The following is a 17,543-nucleotide window of genomic DNA, read 5'->3' on the forward strand; positions in this document are numbered from 1 at the left end:
GACTACTACAAGACCATATAGAAAGGCATTGAGCTTTGAGACAGCATTTATGGAACTGAAGAAATACTCTGGGGTACAATTTGATAGTAAAGTGGTGGAAGCCTTTTTCAGGGCATGGGAAAAAGGAGTGCTGAAAGAGGAAGGACAAGAAAAAGGAGGAGGAAAGGATGCGGTTTAAGGTGCTTGGCTGTTATGGTGCAGAACTCCCGAATTTTAGACCTACAGGATTTCTTATAGGAGAATCTCTTCTACTTGATGCAGGGACTATAGGTATGGCACTCGATGAAGAACAAGAGATGCTGGTTTCAGATGTCCTGATAACACATTCTCACATGGACCATGTTAAATCACTTCCGTTTTTGATCGATGTAGTGGCATCAAGAAAGAATAGTCCTATTATTATCTATAGTACCTACGAGGTGCTTGATATCATCCATAAACATCTCTTTAATAATCTGCTCTGGCCTGATTTTACAAGGATACCTTCATCAGAGTATCCCTTTGTAAAACTTGTTTCTTTAGAAGAGGGGGTATATAAAAAGATTAACGAATTTATGGTAAAGGCTATAAAGGTCAATCATTCGGTGCCTGCAGTAGGGTATATTATTAAAAACAGCGATGGAGATTCTCTGCTTTATACAGGTGATACAGGTCCGACCGAAGCGATATGGAGGGAGGCATCGCTTGAGAACTCCTTGAAGGGTGTAATTGTAGAAACATCATTCCCGAATAGCATGAAGGATCTGGCATTAGCCTCAGGACATCTAACACCTGAGATGCTTGGTTTTGAACTAAAAAAGATGGAGAATATAGATATCCCTATCTTTATTACACATTTAAAACCTTCACATCTCGATATCCTTAAGGAAGAACTTATAGCGTTAGGGATAAAGAATATAATCTTCCTCGAAGATGGGAAAGAATATGAGGTATGAGTGGCGGGACAAGAATATCCCACCTATGGCGATAGGCAGGGTTTTCTAACTCCGCTGAATAGATGAATCAACGGTCAACGGAGAACGGATAACGGATAATGGCATGGTTTAAGAGAGATAGACTCCCTAAAGAACAGAGAAAGGTAAAGATACCTGAAGGGCTGTGGGTAAGGTGCGAAAATTGTAAGGAAATTATTTACAAGGCTGAAGTAGAAAAGAATCTCAAGGTATGTCCAAAATGCAATTACCATTTTCGCATAACACCAGAGGAACGAATTGCACTCATCATTGATGAAGGGACATTTATCGAGATGGATGCCAATCTTGTCTCCAATGATCCACTTGAGTTTAAGGACACTATTAGGTATAAGGATAGAATAAAGAATTATCAGAAGAAGACAGGGAAGAAAGAGGCTGCTGTTAGTGGTATAGGGAAGATAAATGGTTATTCTGTGGTAGTCGTAGTGCTTGATTTTTCATTCATGGGTGGCAGTATGGGTTCTGTTGTTGGAGAGAAGGTAGCAAGGGCAGCAGAGACGGCGATAAAAGAGGGGCTTCCACTTATTATAGTGTCATCATCGGGTGGTGCGAGGATGCAGGAAGGTGTGCTCTCACTTATGCAAATGGCAAAGACATCCGCTGCCATAGCAAGATTGGGTAAAAAGGGTATCCCTTTTATATCCATTCTTACAGATCCTACATTTGGTGGTGTTACTGCGAGCTTTGCAATGCTCGGAGATGTTATTATCGCTGAGCCGCGTTCCCTCATTGGATTTGCTGGACCAAGGGTAATAGAACAGACTATCAAGGAACAACTTCCTGCGGGCTTTCAGAGGGCTGAATTTCTATTAAATCATGGACTGGTGGATATGATAGTTGAAAGAAAACACCTTAAGGAGACACTTGCAAGGCTACTGTTATTTTTCTCAACACCAGTCTACGACTCGTAGAACGGTTTGATGAGGTTATGAACTATAGCGAGTATCTATACAACCTACATAGATATGGTATTAAATTTGGTCTTGAAAATACCTACCTCCTTATGAAGATACTCGATAACCCCCATAATGCATTTAGCTCTATTCATATTGCTGGAACCAATGGTAAGGGTTCAACAGCCGCTATACTCTCATCTATACTGAAGGCATCAGGTTACAGGGTAGGACTGTATACCTCTCCACACCTTGTCAATTTCACAGAGAGGATAAAGGTAAACGGTGTTCCTATTTCGGAGAGCAGTGTTGAGAAACTCACCGGGTATCTAAAATCTCAAATCTCAAGTCTCAAATCTGACATTACACCCACCTATTTTGAATTCACCACTGCCCTTGCTTTCCGTTACTTTGCCGATGAAGATGTGGATATCGCTGTGATCGAATGTGGAATGGGGGGGAGACTTGACTCAACAAATGTCATTACGCCATCTGTTTGTATAATTACAAATATTGATTATGATCATCAGTTTTTCCTTGGATACTCGATAAAAGAAATAGCATTTGAAAAGGCAGGTATTATAAAAGAAGGAATACCAGTAATTACATCTGTGAGCCATCAAGATGCGATTGATGTATTGACAGATGCCTGTATTAACAAGAGATCAAGACTATACTTATATGGAAAGGACTTTTACTCATCAATTGAGAGGGCAGATATAAATGGCATCTATTTTAACTATAAAGGAATAAAGCCTTATAGAAATCTTTACCTTCCACTTTTAGGTGAATATCAGGCTACCAACGCATCTCTGGCAATTGCTGCGGCTGAGATATTGATAGAACAGGGATATTCGATTAGCGAAGATGAAATAAAAAGAGGGCTGAGTGAGACAGTATGGGAAGGAAGGCTACATATAATAGGACGAGACCCCACAGTAATCTTAGATGGTGCACACAATCCATCTGCAGCAAGGTTACTCAAGGATGTTCTGGTTAAGACCTTCCTCTCTGGAGGGAAAAGACTGATAATTATTCTCGGCATTATGAACGATAAAGATATAGAGGGTATAATCTCTACACTTGCACCTGATGCAGATATGGTTATAGTTACAAGACCAGGGTCAGACCACAATTGCAGTAACTATATGGGATATGCGTATGAAAGGTCAGCAGACCCTTATGACCTTATGAGAGCGGTAAAAAGATATAATCAGAAAGTTGTGGTATCAGAGACTGTATCTTCTGCATTGTCTGTGGCTTTAAAGTCTGCAGAGGTAGATGATATTATCTGTGTGACAGGCTCCCTCTATACAGTCGGAGAAGTGCTGGAATTTAAAAATGCAATGAGGAAGGTTCTTTCGGGTTGAGACATCGGATTATAATCATACTCATACCTGTTATTTTTTTAATATTCTTCTTTAACCCATCAGAAGGAGAAACTGAAGAGGCTACAAACAAAAGGGCACCTGTTTCTATATCATCGGATACCCTTGAATATATAAAAGAGACAGATACCTATATTGCGAAGGGTTCAGTTGAGATAATTCAGGAAGACACACATATACTTGCAGATTACGCTACATTGGATAATACAACAGGTGATGTCCATGCCGAAGGGAATGTTGTTTACTATGATAAAGATAATGTGCTCTTTGGAGATAAAGCAGATGTCAACCTGAATACAGACATGGGGGTTGTTTACAATAGCAGGATATTCAACATCCCGGATAATTACTACATTTCAGGAAAAGAGATGAAGAAGGTTGGAGAATCAGAATATACAGCTGATAAGGCTACATTTACCACATGCGATGCACCGATACCTGCGTGGAAGTTTACAGGTAGTAATGTAAAGGTATCTCTTAACGACTATATTACTGCAAATAATGTTTTAATGTATGTGAAGAATATTCCTATCTTATATACTCCATATTTAAAACTACCGGTGAAAAAAGAAAGACAGAGTGGATTTCTCATGCCGAGGTTTGGACATTCAAACAAAAAAGGGGCATTTCTGAATAACGCTTATTATTGGGCTATGGCGGATAATATGGATTCGACTTATTATCTTGACTACTGGAGCAAACTTGGCAAAGGTGGCGGAGCGGAATATAGATATATTTTTGGTAACGATGCAAGTGGATATAATAATATAAGTGGATACGCCTTTTACTATCACGCCCATCTACACACTACGGAACGACATAAAAATTTTGGGGATCTCGTCATAAAACATTCACACCCACTTCCAGACAGCTGGTATGGAAATGCAGATATCAGGTATCTCCCCCGTAAAGAACTCTACAGGACCTATGATATACTTTACAGGGATTACCGACAGTTTCTTCAGGAGAGGTACAAAAGTTCGCTTGAGTCAAATATCCATGCGAGTAAAAGCACAAGTGACACGAGAACTTATGCCCTTATGCGTGTTACTCAGGACCTTTATGGAGATACAAAGCGAGTAATCCAAAAACTACCTGAGGTTGGTTATGTCCTCTCTGATAAAGAGATATTTGGCTATTCGGATAAAGAACCACCTATCGTTCCATTACGTGCAAGCCTTAATACCACGGGTGTGTATTTTTACAGAAAAGATGGACTAACAGCCCAGAGGATTGATATAAATCCTGCCTTTAACTCACCCTTTAATTTAGGAAGGGGATTTGTACTTACTCCGAGACTGGGTTTAAGAGAGACCTTCTACAACATTGGAGACAACTGGGTGACAAGGAACCCTCACAGAGAATTGTTCGATACAGGTGCCTCTCTTACTACAAGAGTATCTCGTGTATTTGATGTTAAAGGTCCTTCTGGCATGGATAGAATGAAACATGTAATCGAACCTGATATAGGTTATTCCCTCGTTCCACGTGTCAATCAACGTGATATACCATCATTTGATGGTGTTGACTCTATAGGGAGGTCAAGCGTTATTTCATATGGGGTTACAAACAGGTTTATAGCGAGGTATGAAGAAGAACCTGATAAAGAAAAGAGCCCTGAAGATAAAGGTTCTAAAGGGAAAGAGCGTGTGGTTAAGAAAATAGAGTTCTTGACGCTGAGGCTCTCACAGAGTTATGATATACATGAGTCAAGGAGGCGGGAGAACCTTATTACATCGCCAAGCAGACCATATTCTCCTATAACAGCAGAGTTGGGTATAAAGACACCAACTCTTTTTTCTCTGACAGCAAACAGTAGTTATAATACCTATACGAGGGTAACACCATCACACAACCTTGAGGCGAAATTAGAGGAAAAGGAATGGTTTGTCAAATTAATAGAAAGATACACAAAATCGCCGAGGTTACTGTATTTCATTGGTGAGGCGGGAGTAAAACCGACCAAATACATTGACTTCAATATAATGGCGGGATATGATGGAGCAGTGGAGAAGTTAAAGGAATTTCAGGTAAGTCAGACAGTTAGACTGCAGTGCTGGGCGATTAATATAATGTTAAAAGACAGCTTCCGTGAGAAAGAAACGCCCTACAGGATGCATTATTGGCGGGAGAGAGAAATCTTTGTTACCTTTGAACTCAAAGGTGTGGGTAAATACAGGGTTCTATAATGAAAGGTCTAATCCTGAGTGGTGGTAAAGGGACAAGGCTCAGACCTATAACCTTTACCAGTGCAAAACAGCTTATTCCCATAGCAAATAAACCCGTGTTGTTTTACGGTATCGAATCTCTCTGCGAAGCTGGTATTACTGATATTGGTATAGTAGTCGGGGATACAGCAGAAGAAGTAAAGATGGCTGTGAAAGATGGGAGTTACTGGGGAGTGAAAATAAGTTATATACATCAGGAGGAGCCATTAGGATTGGCGCATGCCCTACTTGTCTCAGAAGGATTTTTGAAAGATGAACCGTTTGTGATGTATCTCGGAGATAATCTGATTCTCGGTGGGATAAAGGAACTGGTTAAAGAATTTAATGTCAGAAAACCGAATGCAGAGATACTTCTATCAAAGGTTTCCAATCCGAGCCAGTTCGGCGTTGCAGAACTTAAAGACGGGAAGGTTATTCGACTCATAGAGAAACCAAAAGAACCAAAGAGTGACCTTGCCCTTGTTGGTGTTTACATGTTTGATCACAATGTATTCAAGGCTGCCAAGAACATTAAACCTTCGTGGAGGAGTGAACTCGAGATAACCGATGCAATTCAATACCTTATAGATAATGGCTATGAGGTATATCCTCATATGATAAGTGGCTGGTGGAAAGATACAGGAAAGGTAGAGGATATACTTGAAGCGAACAGGATGGTGCTTGATACCTTTGAGATGCGGATTGAAGGGACCGTTGACACTGGCTCCAAGGTTGATTTCAAGGTGGTTATAGAAAAAGGGGCAGAGGTAATAGCAAGTACTATCAGGGGTCCTGCGATAATCGGTGAGTCAACACAGATTATTAATTCCTACATAGGGCCATTTACATCCATAGCAGACAATGTGCTTATAAAAGACAGCGAGATTGAACACAGCATAGTCATGAACGGAAGTTCTATCATTGATATCAGAAGTAGGATAGAGGACAGTCTCATCGGGAGAAATGTAGAGATATCAAGGTCCTCACATAGACAGAAGACATACAGGCTTATACTCGGTGATAACAGCAAGATAGGAGTGCTATGAAGTGATTAAGGATTAAAGATTAAAGATTAAGGATTAAGGATTAAGGAGATTGAGTTGATAGATGGTGTGAAGATAAAAAGATTAAAGGTCATCCCTGATGAGAGGGGGAGATTAATGGAGATACTCAGGTCTGACGACGATATGTTTATAAAATTTGGACAGATGTATATGACTACGGTCTATCCAGGTGTTGTCAAGGCATGGCATTATCACAAAAAGCAACTTGACAACTTTGTATGTATAAAAGGCATGGTGAAACTCGTACTCTATGATAACAGGGATAATTCATCCACGAGGGGTGAACTGAATGAATTTTTCATAGGAGAACATAATCCAGAGCTGATACAGATACCAGTTGGTGTATTACACGGTTTCAAATGTATAGGTGAGAATGAGGCAATAGTAATTAATTGTCCAACGGAGATATATAACCGTGCCGAACCTGACGAGTTCCGGATAGACCCACATGCTGGAGATATACCATATAACTGGGAGAGAAAAGACGGATAGCAATTAGCAATTAACAATTAACAATTGATAATTAACGATGAAAATTGTTGTAACAGGTGGAGCCGGTTTTATAGGTTCAAACTTTATAAGATATATCCTCTCTGTATATCCTGATTATAGAGTTATTAATATTGATGCCCTTACCTATGCGGGGAATCTATTAAGCCTTGAAGATGTGTCTCAAAACCCAAATTATACCTTTGTTCATGGTGATATTGCCAATTTCGAACTTGTAAGGGAAATAACTGCTGGTGCAGGGGCTGTTATAAATTTTGCTGCTGAGACCCATGTTGACAGAAGTATAGAAGATCCATTTATATTTGTCAGGACAAATGTCCTCGGCATGCAGATGCTGCTTGAGGCAGTCAAGAATAATGGTGTTGATTTATTCATACAGATATCGACCGATGAGGTCTATGGTTCTCTCGGTGATTCGGGTGTTGAGTTAACCGAAATGTTTAATGAGGAGAGTATGTTGAAACCCAATAGTCCCTACGCAGCAAGCAAGGCAGCGGCAGACCATATTGTCAGGGCATACAGTGTGACATACAAACTTCCGACTATAATAACAAGATGTACGAATAACTATGGTCCATACCAGTATCCTGAAAAACTTATCCCACTGTTTATAATGAATGCCTTGATGGATAAAACATTACCCCTTTATGGAGATGGTATGAATATCAGGGAATGGATACATGTCGAGGACCACTGCAGGGCAATCGATGCAATATTGCACCATGGGAGGATCGGTGAGATATACAATATAGGCAGTGGAGAAGAGATGCGGAATATAAATATTGCTGAACTTATACTCGATACTCTCGGAAAACCCAAGTCGCTCATAAACTATGTAACAGATAGACCAGGACATGACAGGAGATATGCCCTCGATTCTACAAAAATCAAAGAAGAAGTCGGCTGGAAGCCTATTCATACCTTCAAGGAAGGCATACGACAGACCATAAAGTGGTATATCGAAAATAAGGAGTGGTATGAAAGGATTTTGGCAAAGTGAGGACTCATGTGAGGATACTAATCATGGGTGCCAATGGTATGCTCGGTTCAGATCTGGTTAAACATCTTGGAGGATCGTACGAGATTGTTGGTACTGGGAAAAAGGACCTTGATATAACAGATAAAAAGGCTACTATCGAGACTATTAACTCCCTTTCTCCTTCTATCGTGATAAATTCTGCTGCCTATACTGATGTGGATGGTTGTGAATCTGACAGAGAGAGGGCATTTATGGTTAATAGAAATGGTGCAGGGAATATTGCAATGGGATGCAGGGAGATAAATGCTAAGCTCATACATATCAGCACCGATTATATATTTGACGGTAAAAAAAATAAGCCTTATGTAGAGGACGATGAACCATGCCCACTTAACATATATGGCTTATCCAAACTCGAAGGTGAGAAAGAGATTAGAAAAGTATTGCCGTTAAATGGCTATTTAATCGTTCGTACCTCATGGCTTTTCGGTAAGAATGGGGAAAATTTTGTTAGCACAATACTAAAACTTTCAGGTGAGAAGGATGAACTCAAGGTTGTAAACGATCAGGTCGGTTCTCCTACATATACGGTTGATCTTTCGGAGGCTATAGAAAGACTGATGAATAACAATGCTACAGGTATAGTTAATGTTACAAATTCAGGTGAGTGTTCATGGTATAATTATGCTGTTGAGATATTAAGGCTTTCCGGGAATGAGAGGATTAGAGTGTTGCCTATAAAAACTGAGGAATCAAGAAGGTCTGCACCAAGACCAGCTTATTCTGTTTTGAATAATGGGCGTTATCGTTTAATTACAGGACACAGCATAAGGCACTGGGGAGATGCGGTGAAGGAATACATTAAAACAATTAACAATTAGTAATTAACAATTAGCAATTAATAATTAATAATTAATAATTGATATGGAGGTATTCGGAATGAATATATGTGTTATAGGAACAGGTTATGTAGGATTGGTCACAGGTGCATGTTTCTCAGAATTCGGGATAAAGGTTACATGTGTAGATAAGGAGAAGAAAAAGATAGAAGCCCTCAAGAAGGGTCAGATACCACTATATGAACCAGGTTTAGAAGAAATTGTGAAGAGAAACACAAAAGAGGAGAGGTTGTTATTTACTTCAGACATTGCTCATGCAGTAAGGAAATCCCTTGTGATCTTTATCGCTGTAGGGACTCCACCGAGGGGAGATGGTTCTGCAGACCTTGCAGGTATTGATGAAGTTGCAAGGGCTATAGCTGAAAATATGAATGGTTATAAAGTGATAGTTACAAAGAGTACTGTTCCTGTTGGCACAGGTGAAAGGATAAGAAAGATTATAATACAGAGTCAGAGAGAAAAGTCAAACTTCGACATAGCCTCCAATCCTGAATTTCTTCGTGAAGGCTCTGCAATAGAAGATTTTATGAGACCAAACAGGGTGGTAATAGGTGCCTCGAGTGAACAGGCGATAGCCATATTAAAAGACCTCTATAGTCCACTTTACCTTATAGAAACACCATTTGTAATAACGGATATAAAAACAGCAGAGATGATCAAGTATGCTACCAATGCATTCTTGGCTACAAAGATTTCGTTTATAAATGAAATAGCAAATATATGTGAGAAGGTTGGTGCAGATGTGCATGTGGTAGCCAAGGGTATAGGGCTGGATAACAGGATTGGACCAAAGTTTTTACATCCAGGTCCAGGTTATGGGGGCTCATGCCTTCCAAAAGATGCCCTTGCTATAAGCAAAATAGCGAGGGATCACGGTTATGAATTCAAACTTATAGATACTGTGATAAGTGTTAATGACCGTCAGAAGGTTATTATGGTTGAAAAGATAAAAAAGGCTGTTGGTGACCTGAAGGGGAAGACCATAGGTGTTCTGGGGCTTTCGTTCAAGCCCAATACTAATGATATAAGAGAGTCACCTGCAATAGCGGTCATAAATAGAATACAGAAAGAAGGTGCGAAGATAAAGGCATATGACCCTGCAGCGATTGAAGAGGCAAAGAAGGTGCTTGAGAAGGTAATATATTGCAAAGACTCCTATGAGGTGGCGAAGAACTCTGATGCACTTATAATTATGACAGAATGGAATCAGTTCAGAAATCTTGATATAATAAAACTAAAGGACATAATGAAAAAACCAATGATTATTGATTTGAGAAATATATATGATCCCAAAAGGATGAAAGAACTCGGTTTCGATTATACATCCGTGGGGAGATAATAAAAGGAGAAAGATTATGGCAGTGCAACGTGCAAAGAGAAAGATGCTTGGAGAATTGCTTTTAGAAGCAGGGGTTATTACACAGGACCAGCTATCGAGGGCGCTTGCTGAACAACAGAAAAAGGGTGGAAGATTAGGTGATATGCTTAAGAAACTCGGCTTTATTACCGATGAGAAGATGATTGAATTTCTTGGAAACCAGCTTGGAATATCCTATATGGATGTCTCAAGGTTCTCTATAGATCCTGCTGTTGTTAAACTCATACCAGAGACAACTGCAAGGAGATACAGGGTGATTCCTATTTCGAAGGCAGGGAAGGAACTTGTGCTTGCAATGGTTGACCCACTCGATGTATTTGCGATTGACGAGATAAGTAATATTACTGGGCTTGATGTCCAGTCGGTTGTAAGCACAGAAAAAGATGTGATGAAGGCAATCGATAGGTATTACAAGGCTACCGAATCTGCATCTGTGCAGGAGATATACAGAGGAGTCAGGAGGGGGACCGCAGAAGAGGTTAAAGAGGCTGTTGTTGTACCTGAGGCAGAAGATACACCTGTAGTAAAATTAGTAAACCTTATTATTACACAGGCAGCAAAAGAAAATGCTTCAGATATCCATATAGAGCTTGAGGAAGACAGCCTGAGGGTGAGGTATCGTGTTGATGGTGTGCTCCATGAGGCGATGTCTCCGCCAAAGGAATTTCATGCTGGCTTAGTCTCGAGAATCAAGATAATGGCTGATCTCGATATCGCTGAAAAGAGGATACCACAGGACGGACGTTTTCCAATAAATACAGGTAGAAAAGAATTCGATGTCCGTGTATCTACACTTCCGACCGTATTTGGTGAAAAGGTTGTCATGAGACTTCTTGAAAAGACAGGCGGTATAAAATCGCTTGATGAACTTGGTTTTTTGCCTGATACCCTCTCAGTATTTGAGAAGATGATCAGGAGACCATATGGATTTATCCTTGTAACAGGTCCTACCGGTAGTGGTAAAACAACAACACTATACTCTGCACTCAGTGAAATAAATTCTATGGAAAAGAATATTGTGACTGTAGAAGACCCTGTGGAGTATGAGATAAAACTCATAAATCAGGTTCAGATAAACCCGAAGGCAGGCCTTACCTTTGCCTCAGGTCTCCGTTCTATACTCCGTCAGGATCCTGATATAATGCTGGTTGGTGAGGTAAGGGATTCTGAGACCGCAAATATCGCTATTCATGCTGCCCTCACAGGACACCTCGTCTTCAGCACCCTTCATACAAATGATTCCGCTGGTGCTGTGGCAAGGTTGATAGATATGGGTATAGAGCCTTTTTTGATCTCATCATCATTGCTCTGTGTCCTTTCCCAGCGGCTGATAAGAAGGGTGTGCTCATCATGCAGGGAATTATATGAACCCCAACCAGAACTTCTCAAGCAACTCGGCCTGGAGAACAAGGTGGGAGTGATATTTTTTAATGCAAAGGGATGTGCAGAATGTAGGGACACAGGATATTCTGGGAGGGTAGGGTTATATGAATTGCTTATAATAACAGAAGCTATAAGAGACCTCATCGTTAAAAAGTCCTCTGCGAGTGTGATAAAGGCAGAGGCTGTTAAAAAGGGATTCAGGACAATGAGGGAAGACGGGATTCTGAAAGCGATGAAGGGAATAACTACGGTTGAAGAGGTTTTAAGGGCAACACAGGAAGTGGAGGAATAAAATAGATGCCACTTTATTCCTATAAGGCTCGCAGTGATGTTGGTGCACTTGTCACAGGGACTTTAGAAAGTTCAAGCAGAGAATCTGTGGCAGAGCACCTTGATGGCATGGGATACATCCCGATATCTATCAAGGAAAAAAGGAAAGGGCTCTTAGAGATAAGGATTGGTGAGCCGAAGATAAAGTCTTCTGATCTCATCGTATTCAGCAGACAATTCTCTACGCTTATAAATTCTGGTATTCCCTTGATAGCTACACTGGAGACCCTCGCTGACCAGTCGAGGAATCCGAGGATGAAGGAAGTGATACTCCAGATCAGAAGGGATGTGGGAGGAGGCATTACACTTGCAGAGGCATTTTCAAAACACCCTAAGGTATTCTCGCCCCTCTATGCGAGCATGATAAGGGTGGGTGAAGAAGGAGGTGTTCTTGGAGAGATACTCGACAGGCTCGCTTCATTGCTTGAGCATGATGCAGAGACCCGTTCAAGGGTTAAGGCTGCTGTAAGATACCCAATTATTGTTATAGTTGCGATAGTGATTGCGTTCACAGTGCTTGTTACACTTGTAATACCGAAATTCGCTGCACTCTTTGCACAGTTCAAGGCGCAACTTCCATTGCCTACGAGGATACTTATAGGGATAAATAATGTTATAAAGAATTACTGGTATCTCATACTGGTGAGCATATTCGGTGCATATTATGCATTCAGGGTGTATATATCCACAAAGGGAGGAAGAAAGATATGGGATAGGGTTAAGATAAGGGTTCCGATCATCGGGGAGCTTATCCTTAAGGTAATAATGTCAAGGTTCTCAAGGATATTTGCTACACTTTACAGAAGTGGTCTTCCGATGCTCCAGTCGCTTGAGATTGTATCAAATACATTGAATAATGTCATCATAGCAGAGGTTATTGATTCTGTTAAAGAAGAAGTAAGAGAAGGAAGGGGACTATCAGGACCTATGAGGGCATCGGGTGTGTTCCCTCCAATAGTTTCACAGATGGTTGCCATAGGTGAAGAAAGTGGTAACCTCGATACGATGCTTACAAAGGTATCCGATTATTATGACTCTGAGGTGGAGTATGCGATAAGAAACCTCTCTACGATGATAGAGCCTGTGCTTCTTGTTGTAATTGGGACAATGGTACTCTTTCTGGCGCTTGCAGTCTTTCTTCCATTATGGGATATGGTCTCTGTAATGAAGAGATAATGTCTGGACGTACGGTTGTTGAAAGCCTCATAGTCCTCTCACTGATAGGTATACTTATATGGGTATTCATGGGAAGATATGAAAGGGTTGCTACCGCTACGAAGGAAGAGGCACTGAAGATGGAACTCTATAACATAAGGCTTTCCATAAAACTATTTAGATTGATGAACAAAAGATACCCTACTGATATAACAGAGTTAACTAAGGGAAGATTTTCAATCATTGGGACAACGATGGGGACAGCGGGTGGGATATACGATGAACAGTATTTGAAAGACCAGAAGATCGACGAGGAGGGTAATCCACTCGATCCATTTGGAAATACTTATAAATACAATCCAGAGATAGGTAAAATCCATTCACAGACCCCCGGCTATGAGGCATGGTAAATCTGATTTACTTTATCCATAGGGATGGTAATCCAGCCACCCTCTGTTTGTAGCGATACCTCTGTCTCTGTGACCTCTATGAGTCTCCCTCTGTAGATAATCCCGTTTGCTGTTACCTCGACATCTTTGCCTATAAGATTGAGAATATTATCCATATTTGTTAGTGACTTCTATGACGCCTGTCCATTGCATAAACAAGTTCTGCACCGAGCAATAATATGGTTGAGGAGTAATATATCCATAGAAGAAAGATTATAGCCGTTAGTAAGGAACCATAGATCTTACCTATGAGCATTATATTTGGCACATACAGGGTGAAGAGGTGTTTGGCTATTTCCCATAGGGCAGCAGTAATTACTCCCCCCGTAATAGCATATCTCGTATCTACCTTACGATTAGGCATTACCTTGAATATCCAGCTAAAAGAAAGGGAGACGAGAATTAATGGCAGGAGAAATTTTAACACGAAATGATAAGTCAGGAATCCGATAATCGGAAGATTTAATATGAGGGATGGATGCTCTTTTATGACCTCTGCAATCGATGTAATAAGAAAGGAGATTATAAAAAACATCAATACGAGCGTAATCCCTAATAAAGAGAGTAGGGTAGTAAGAAGAGGATGTCTTTTTTTCTGTGTTTTGAATACCACATTTACCGAATACTCTATGGAAAAAAAGACCTGACTCGAGAGCCACAAGAATATAATGATGCTCAGAGTTCCAAGAGCTTTGTAAGATCTTATCTTTACAAGTTCGTTTGTAATTGTTTGCTCAATCCCTGGAAACAGTCTCTTCATATAGGATACGATAAATGCATAGGTCTCTTCGTGTACTCCAATAATATGACCGAATATGGTCATTACTATGAAGAGCAAGGGTATTAATGACATTATCGAAAAGAAAGAAATAGATGCAGCGAAGATGAAACAGCCATCCCTCCAGAAATCCGAGAGGCTATTTTTGATGAGAGAACATAATCCATCTTTCTTCATAAATTTTATCTTTTCCTTTTGCTTTTCGTGGGTACTATCTTTATTGGTGTTCCCTTAAATCCAAAGGCATCTCTGAATCGCCTTTCGATGTATCGTATATAGGCTTCATCTATACCTTCAGGATAGTTAGCAAATATCAGGAATGTCGGTGGTTCCTTTGAAATCTGTGTGGCATATTTAAGCCTTATCACCTTTTCCCTATAAAGCGGTGGATGATGATGTGAGACTGCATCTTCAATGACCCTGTTGATCTCAGAAGTGGCGATATCCCTTTTCCTTTCTACGATTATATCATCAATAAATCTAAAAATCTGTGTTACATTTTTCCCTGTAGTTGCTGAGATATTAAGCACAGGCGCATAACCTACGAAGTATAACTGTCTTTTAACCTTATTTATATAGTCTTCTGCGGTTTCCATTACCATATCCCACTTATTAAGGAGAACTATGATCCCCTTACCCGCTTCGTGTATCATACCTGCTATTCTGATATCCTGGGAAGTTATACCTTCATAGGCATCAAGAAGCAGTATCGAAATATCTGCCCGCTCTATGCTCTTCAATGTCCTTAAGATGCTGTATCTCTCTACAGGATGAGCCACCTTTGATTGTCTTCTCAGCCCCGCTGTATCAATAAAAATATATTGTCTACCCTTGAAATTGCAGACTGTATCTACAGAGTCTCTGGTTGTTCCAGGTGCAGAGGATGTGATCATTCGTTTTTCCCCGAGTATTGTATTTATCAAGGTTGATTTTCCTACATTTGGTTTTCCAACAACAGCGATCTTTGGGAAACCTACTGCTGTTTCTTCAAATGCCTCTACTCGTGGCATCACATTGTAAAGCCTTTCCATGAGGTCATCTATACCTCTTCCGTGAAGTGCTGATATGGGTAATGGTTCATCTACCCCAAGCGAATAGAAATCATAAAGGTTTTTTTCGTAGGTATGACCATCAATCTTGTTAATCGCATATATGACAGGTTTACCAGTTAACCTCAACATATTTACTATCTCGGTATCTAATGAAGTGACGCCCTCCTTTCCATCCATTATAGAGATTATTACATCTGCCTCATTTATGGCTATAGCGGTCTGCTCCCTTATCTGTGTGAGTATCTCATCGGGACCCTCAAAAAATCTTTTGATTCTTTGGGGTGCTTCATCTGTATGTCGGTATACAGGGATAAAACCACCCGTGTCTACGATGATAAATCGCTTATCCATATATACTACTTCGCCATAGCGTCTGTCTCTTGTCACACCAGGGGTGTCTTCGACAACAGCTGGAGTCCCCAAAAAATCTTTTGATTTTTTGGGGTGCCACTCATTCCGTCTTCTGAGCATTCTGTTGAAGAGAGTAGACTTACCCACATTGGGTCTTCCGATAAGGGCAATTATAGGTCTTGCTGACATGGTAAACCCCGTTAGAAAGGACGGGGCTTTAAACCCCGCCCTTTCTATAAGGAATTGAAATTTTATCTACCCCGTTAGAAACTGATTTTCTAAGGGGGTCTATATCATCCCTGCCATAAATGGCGGGGCTTTCTAATGGGGTAAACCCCCGATAAGGCTTTATAACATATATTTTTTTTCTTGACAAATAAAAAAAGTCTGTTATATTGTGCATATAGTGGGAAAAGGTGGTGAAAAGTGGTGATAAAATTCAGTGGACACTATCTTTATAACCTTGATTCGAAGGGTCGCGTAAGTATTCCATCTAAGCTCCGTGAGGTAATATCAGAAAGATATACACCAGATAGACTCATAATAACAACAGATTTCGATAAATGTTTAGTAGCATATCCCCTTGAGAAATGGGCAGAGATCGAAGAGAAGATTGAATCTCTACCTACCATGAAAAGGGAAGTCAAGGTCTTTATGCGACACTTTATCTCAGCAGCTACAGAATGCGAACTTGATTCTCAGGGAAGGATACTGATCCCACCAGCACTCAGGGAATATGCAGGATTGAACAAGGAGGTATATATTATTGGTTTGACCTTTAAGATTGAGATATGGGACAGGGGGGAGTGGGAGAAGTTATCAAGCAGGGAAGAGCTGGAGAAGAGTGAGGGTATACTGGCAGATCTTGGGGTCCCTATCTGATGATTGGCGTTGTCAATCACATCCCTGTTCTTTTGAATGAAACAATTAACTATCTGAATCCAAAGAGGGGGGATATATACATAGATGGGACAATAGGCTATGGAGGACATGCAATTGAGATAATAAAAAGGATACTACCCGGGGGGAAGCTTATAGGTATCGATCGAGATGTAGATGTGATTGAGATTGCTAAAAAAAAGCTTTCCATTTATGGAGATGCAGTAAAGGTCATACATGGGGATTTTGGTGACATGATGGCTATAGTTTCAGAACTTGGTATAGCGGTGGTCAATGGGATCTTGCTTGACCTTGGTGTCAGCAGCCTTCAACTCGGTTCAAAGGGAAGGGGGTTTAGTTTTGATGATGATATATCACTTGATATGAGAATGGATAGAAGAAGCAAAATAACAGCATACGACCTCGTCAACAATCTTCCTGAGAAAGAACTTGCAAGCATTCTATGGAGGTTTGGAGAGGAGAGACAATATAGAAGGATTGCAAAGGCGATCGTAGAGTCAAGAAGAAAAAAACCTATAACAACAGCAAAAATGCTCTCAGAGATGGTCAGCGGTGTTTATAGAGGGAGGGGTAGACTGCATCCAGCTACAAGGATGTTTCAGGCATTGAGGATTGCTGTTAATGATGAACTCGGCTCACTTCAGAGGGGATTAAAAGATGGTATCTCGTTGCTGAAGAGCGGCGGTAGATTCTGTGTGATATCATTTCACTCACTCGAGGACAGGATTGTTAAGGATGTCTTCAGAGAATCTAAGCATCTGAAGGTATTGACCAAAAGACCGATTGTGCCTACAAAAGAGGAAATAGATAGAAATCCGAGGAGTAGAAGTGCCAAACTGAGGGTTGCAGAAAA

Annotated in this window: 17 protein-coding genes; 14 read left to right on the forward strand and 3 right to left on the reverse strand. The window is 40.5% G+C overall.

What is annotated here, in order from left to right; translation table 11 throughout:
- Positions 1-167: 167 nt before the first annotated feature.
- The 12 genes from AB1488_10420 to AB1488_10475 all read left to right on the forward strand — a co-directional run bounded on the left by AB1488_10420 (position 168) and on the right by AB1488_10475 (position 13,570).
- Entirely contained in the window at positions 168-935 is a 768-nt protein-coding gene (locus AB1488_10420; protein ID MEW6410502.1) for a 3',5'-cyclic-nucleotide phosphodiesterase, read from the forward strand.
- Between the two features lie 98 nt (positions 936-1,033).
- A complete protein-coding gene (gene accD / locus AB1488_10425; protein MEW6410503.1) occupies positions 1,034-1,885 on the forward strand; it encodes an acetyl-CoA carboxylase, carboxyltransferase subunit beta in 852 nt (283 codons plus the stop codon).
- A 17-nt stretch (positions 1,886-1,902) separates the two neighbouring features.
- Positions 1,903-3,237, forward strand: coding sequence for a folylpolyglutamate synthase/dihydrofolate synthase family protein (locus tag AB1488_10430; protein ID MEW6410504.1), 1,335 nt, complete (start codon positions 1,903-1,905; stop codon positions 3,235-3,237).
- Positions 3,234-5,444, forward strand: a complete 2,211-nt coding sequence (gene lptD, locus AB1488_10435) for an LPS assembly protein LptD (protein MEW6410505.1) — start codon at positions 3,234-3,236, stop codon at positions 5,442-5,444. The genes AB1488_10430 and lptD overlap by 4 nt, the downstream gene beginning before the upstream one ends.
- Positions 5,444-6,508, forward strand: a complete 1,065-nt coding sequence (locus AB1488_10440; GenBank protein MEW6410506.1) for a glucose-1-phosphate thymidylyltransferase — start codon at positions 5,444-5,446, stop codon at positions 6,506-6,508. The genes lptD and AB1488_10440 overlap by 1 nt, the downstream gene beginning before the upstream one ends.
- A gap of 54 nt (positions 6,509-6,562) precedes the next feature.
- Positions 6,563-7,018 (forward strand): dTDP-4-dehydrorhamnose 3,5-epimerase family protein, encoded by a 456-nt coding sequence (locus AB1488_10445; protein MEW6410507.1) that lies wholly within the window; start codon positions 6,563-6,565, stop codon positions 7,016-7,018.
- A gap of 37 nt (positions 7,019-7,055) precedes the next feature.
- Positions 7,056-8,036 (forward strand): dTDP-glucose 4,6-dehydratase, encoded by a 981-nt coding sequence (rfbB, locus tag AB1488_10450; protein MEW6410508.1) that lies wholly within the window; start codon positions 7,056-7,058, stop codon positions 8,034-8,036.
- 8 nt (positions 8,037-8,044) lie between these two features.
- Positions 8,045-8,896: a dTDP-4-dehydrorhamnose reductase gene (gene rfbD, locus AB1488_10455; GenBank protein ID MEW6410509.1), complete on the forward strand. Its 852-nt coding sequence runs from the start codon at positions 8,045-8,047 to the stop codon at positions 8,894-8,896.
- 58 nt (positions 8,897-8,954) lie between these two features.
- Positions 8,955-10,253 (forward strand): UDP-glucose/GDP-mannose dehydrogenase family protein, encoded by a 1,299-nt coding sequence (locus AB1488_10460; GenBank protein MEW6410510.1) that lies wholly within the window; start codon positions 8,955-8,957, stop codon positions 10,251-10,253.
- Positions 10,254-10,269: 16 nt separating this feature from the next.
- On the forward strand, positions 10,270-11,967 hold the full coding sequence (gene gspE / locus AB1488_10465) for a type II secretion system ATPase GspE (protein ID MEW6410511.1): 1,698 nt from the start codon (positions 10,270-10,272) through the stop codon (positions 11,965-11,967).
- Between the two features lie 5 nt (positions 11,968-11,972).
- A complete protein-coding gene (locus AB1488_10470; protein MEW6410512.1) occupies positions 11,973-13,181 on the forward strand; it encodes a type II secretion system F family protein in 1,209 nt (402 codons plus the stop codon).
- A complete protein-coding gene (locus AB1488_10475) occupies positions 13,181-13,570 on the forward strand; it encodes a type II secretion system protein GspG (GenBank protein ID MEW6410513.1) in 390 nt (129 codons plus the stop codon). Before AB1488_10470 ends, AB1488_10475 begins: the two co-directional genes overlap by 1 nt.
- On the opposite strand, the gene AB1488_10480 is transcribed toward AB1488_10475, so the two are convergent.
- The 3 genes from AB1488_10480 to der are packed head-to-tail and all read right to left on the reverse strand — an operon-like array spanning position 13,555 to position 15,979.
- Positions 13,555-13,725 (reverse strand): hypothetical protein, encoded by a 171-nt coding sequence (locus tag AB1488_10480; GenBank protein MEW6410514.1) that lies wholly within the window; start codon positions 13,723-13,725, stop codon positions 13,555-13,557. The two genes, AB1488_10475 and AB1488_10480, sit on opposite strands and share 16 nt — an antisense overlap.
- 5 nt (positions 13,726-13,730) lie before the next feature.
- Complete coding sequence (locus tag AB1488_10485) at positions 13,731-14,564, reverse strand: YihY/virulence factor BrkB family protein (GenBank protein ID MEW6410515.1); 834 nt, start codon at positions 14,562-14,564, stop codon at positions 13,731-13,733.
- A 5-nt stretch (positions 14,565-14,569) separates the two neighbouring features.
- Positions 14,570-15,979, reverse strand: a complete 1,410-nt coding sequence (gene der / locus AB1488_10490; GenBank protein ID MEW6410516.1) for a ribosome biogenesis GTPase Der — start codon at positions 15,977-15,979, stop codon at positions 14,570-14,572.
- A gap of 237 nt (positions 15,980-16,216) precedes the next feature.
- Here der and mraZ point away from each other — a divergent pair, with 237 nt between their 5' ends.
- Positions 16,217-16,672 carry a division/cell wall cluster transcriptional repressor MraZ gene (mraZ, locus tag AB1488_10495; GenBank protein ID MEW6410517.1) on the forward strand — a complete coding sequence of 152 codons (456 nt, stop codon included), beginning with the start codon at positions 16,217-16,219 and terminating at the stop codon, positions 16,670-16,672.
- On the forward strand, positions 16,672-17,543 hold an 872-nt coding region (gene rsmH / locus AB1488_10500; protein MEW6410518.1), incomplete at its 3' end, for a 16S rRNA (cytosine(1402)-N(4))-methyltransferase RsmH. The genes mraZ and rsmH, both read left to right, overlap by 1 nt.

The sequence above is a fragment of the Nitrospirota bacterium genome (genome assembly GCA_040756155.1).
In the GTDB taxonomy this organism is placed as follows: domain Bacteria; phylum Nitrospirota; class Thermodesulfovibrionia; order JACRGW01; family JBFLZU01; genus JBFLZU01.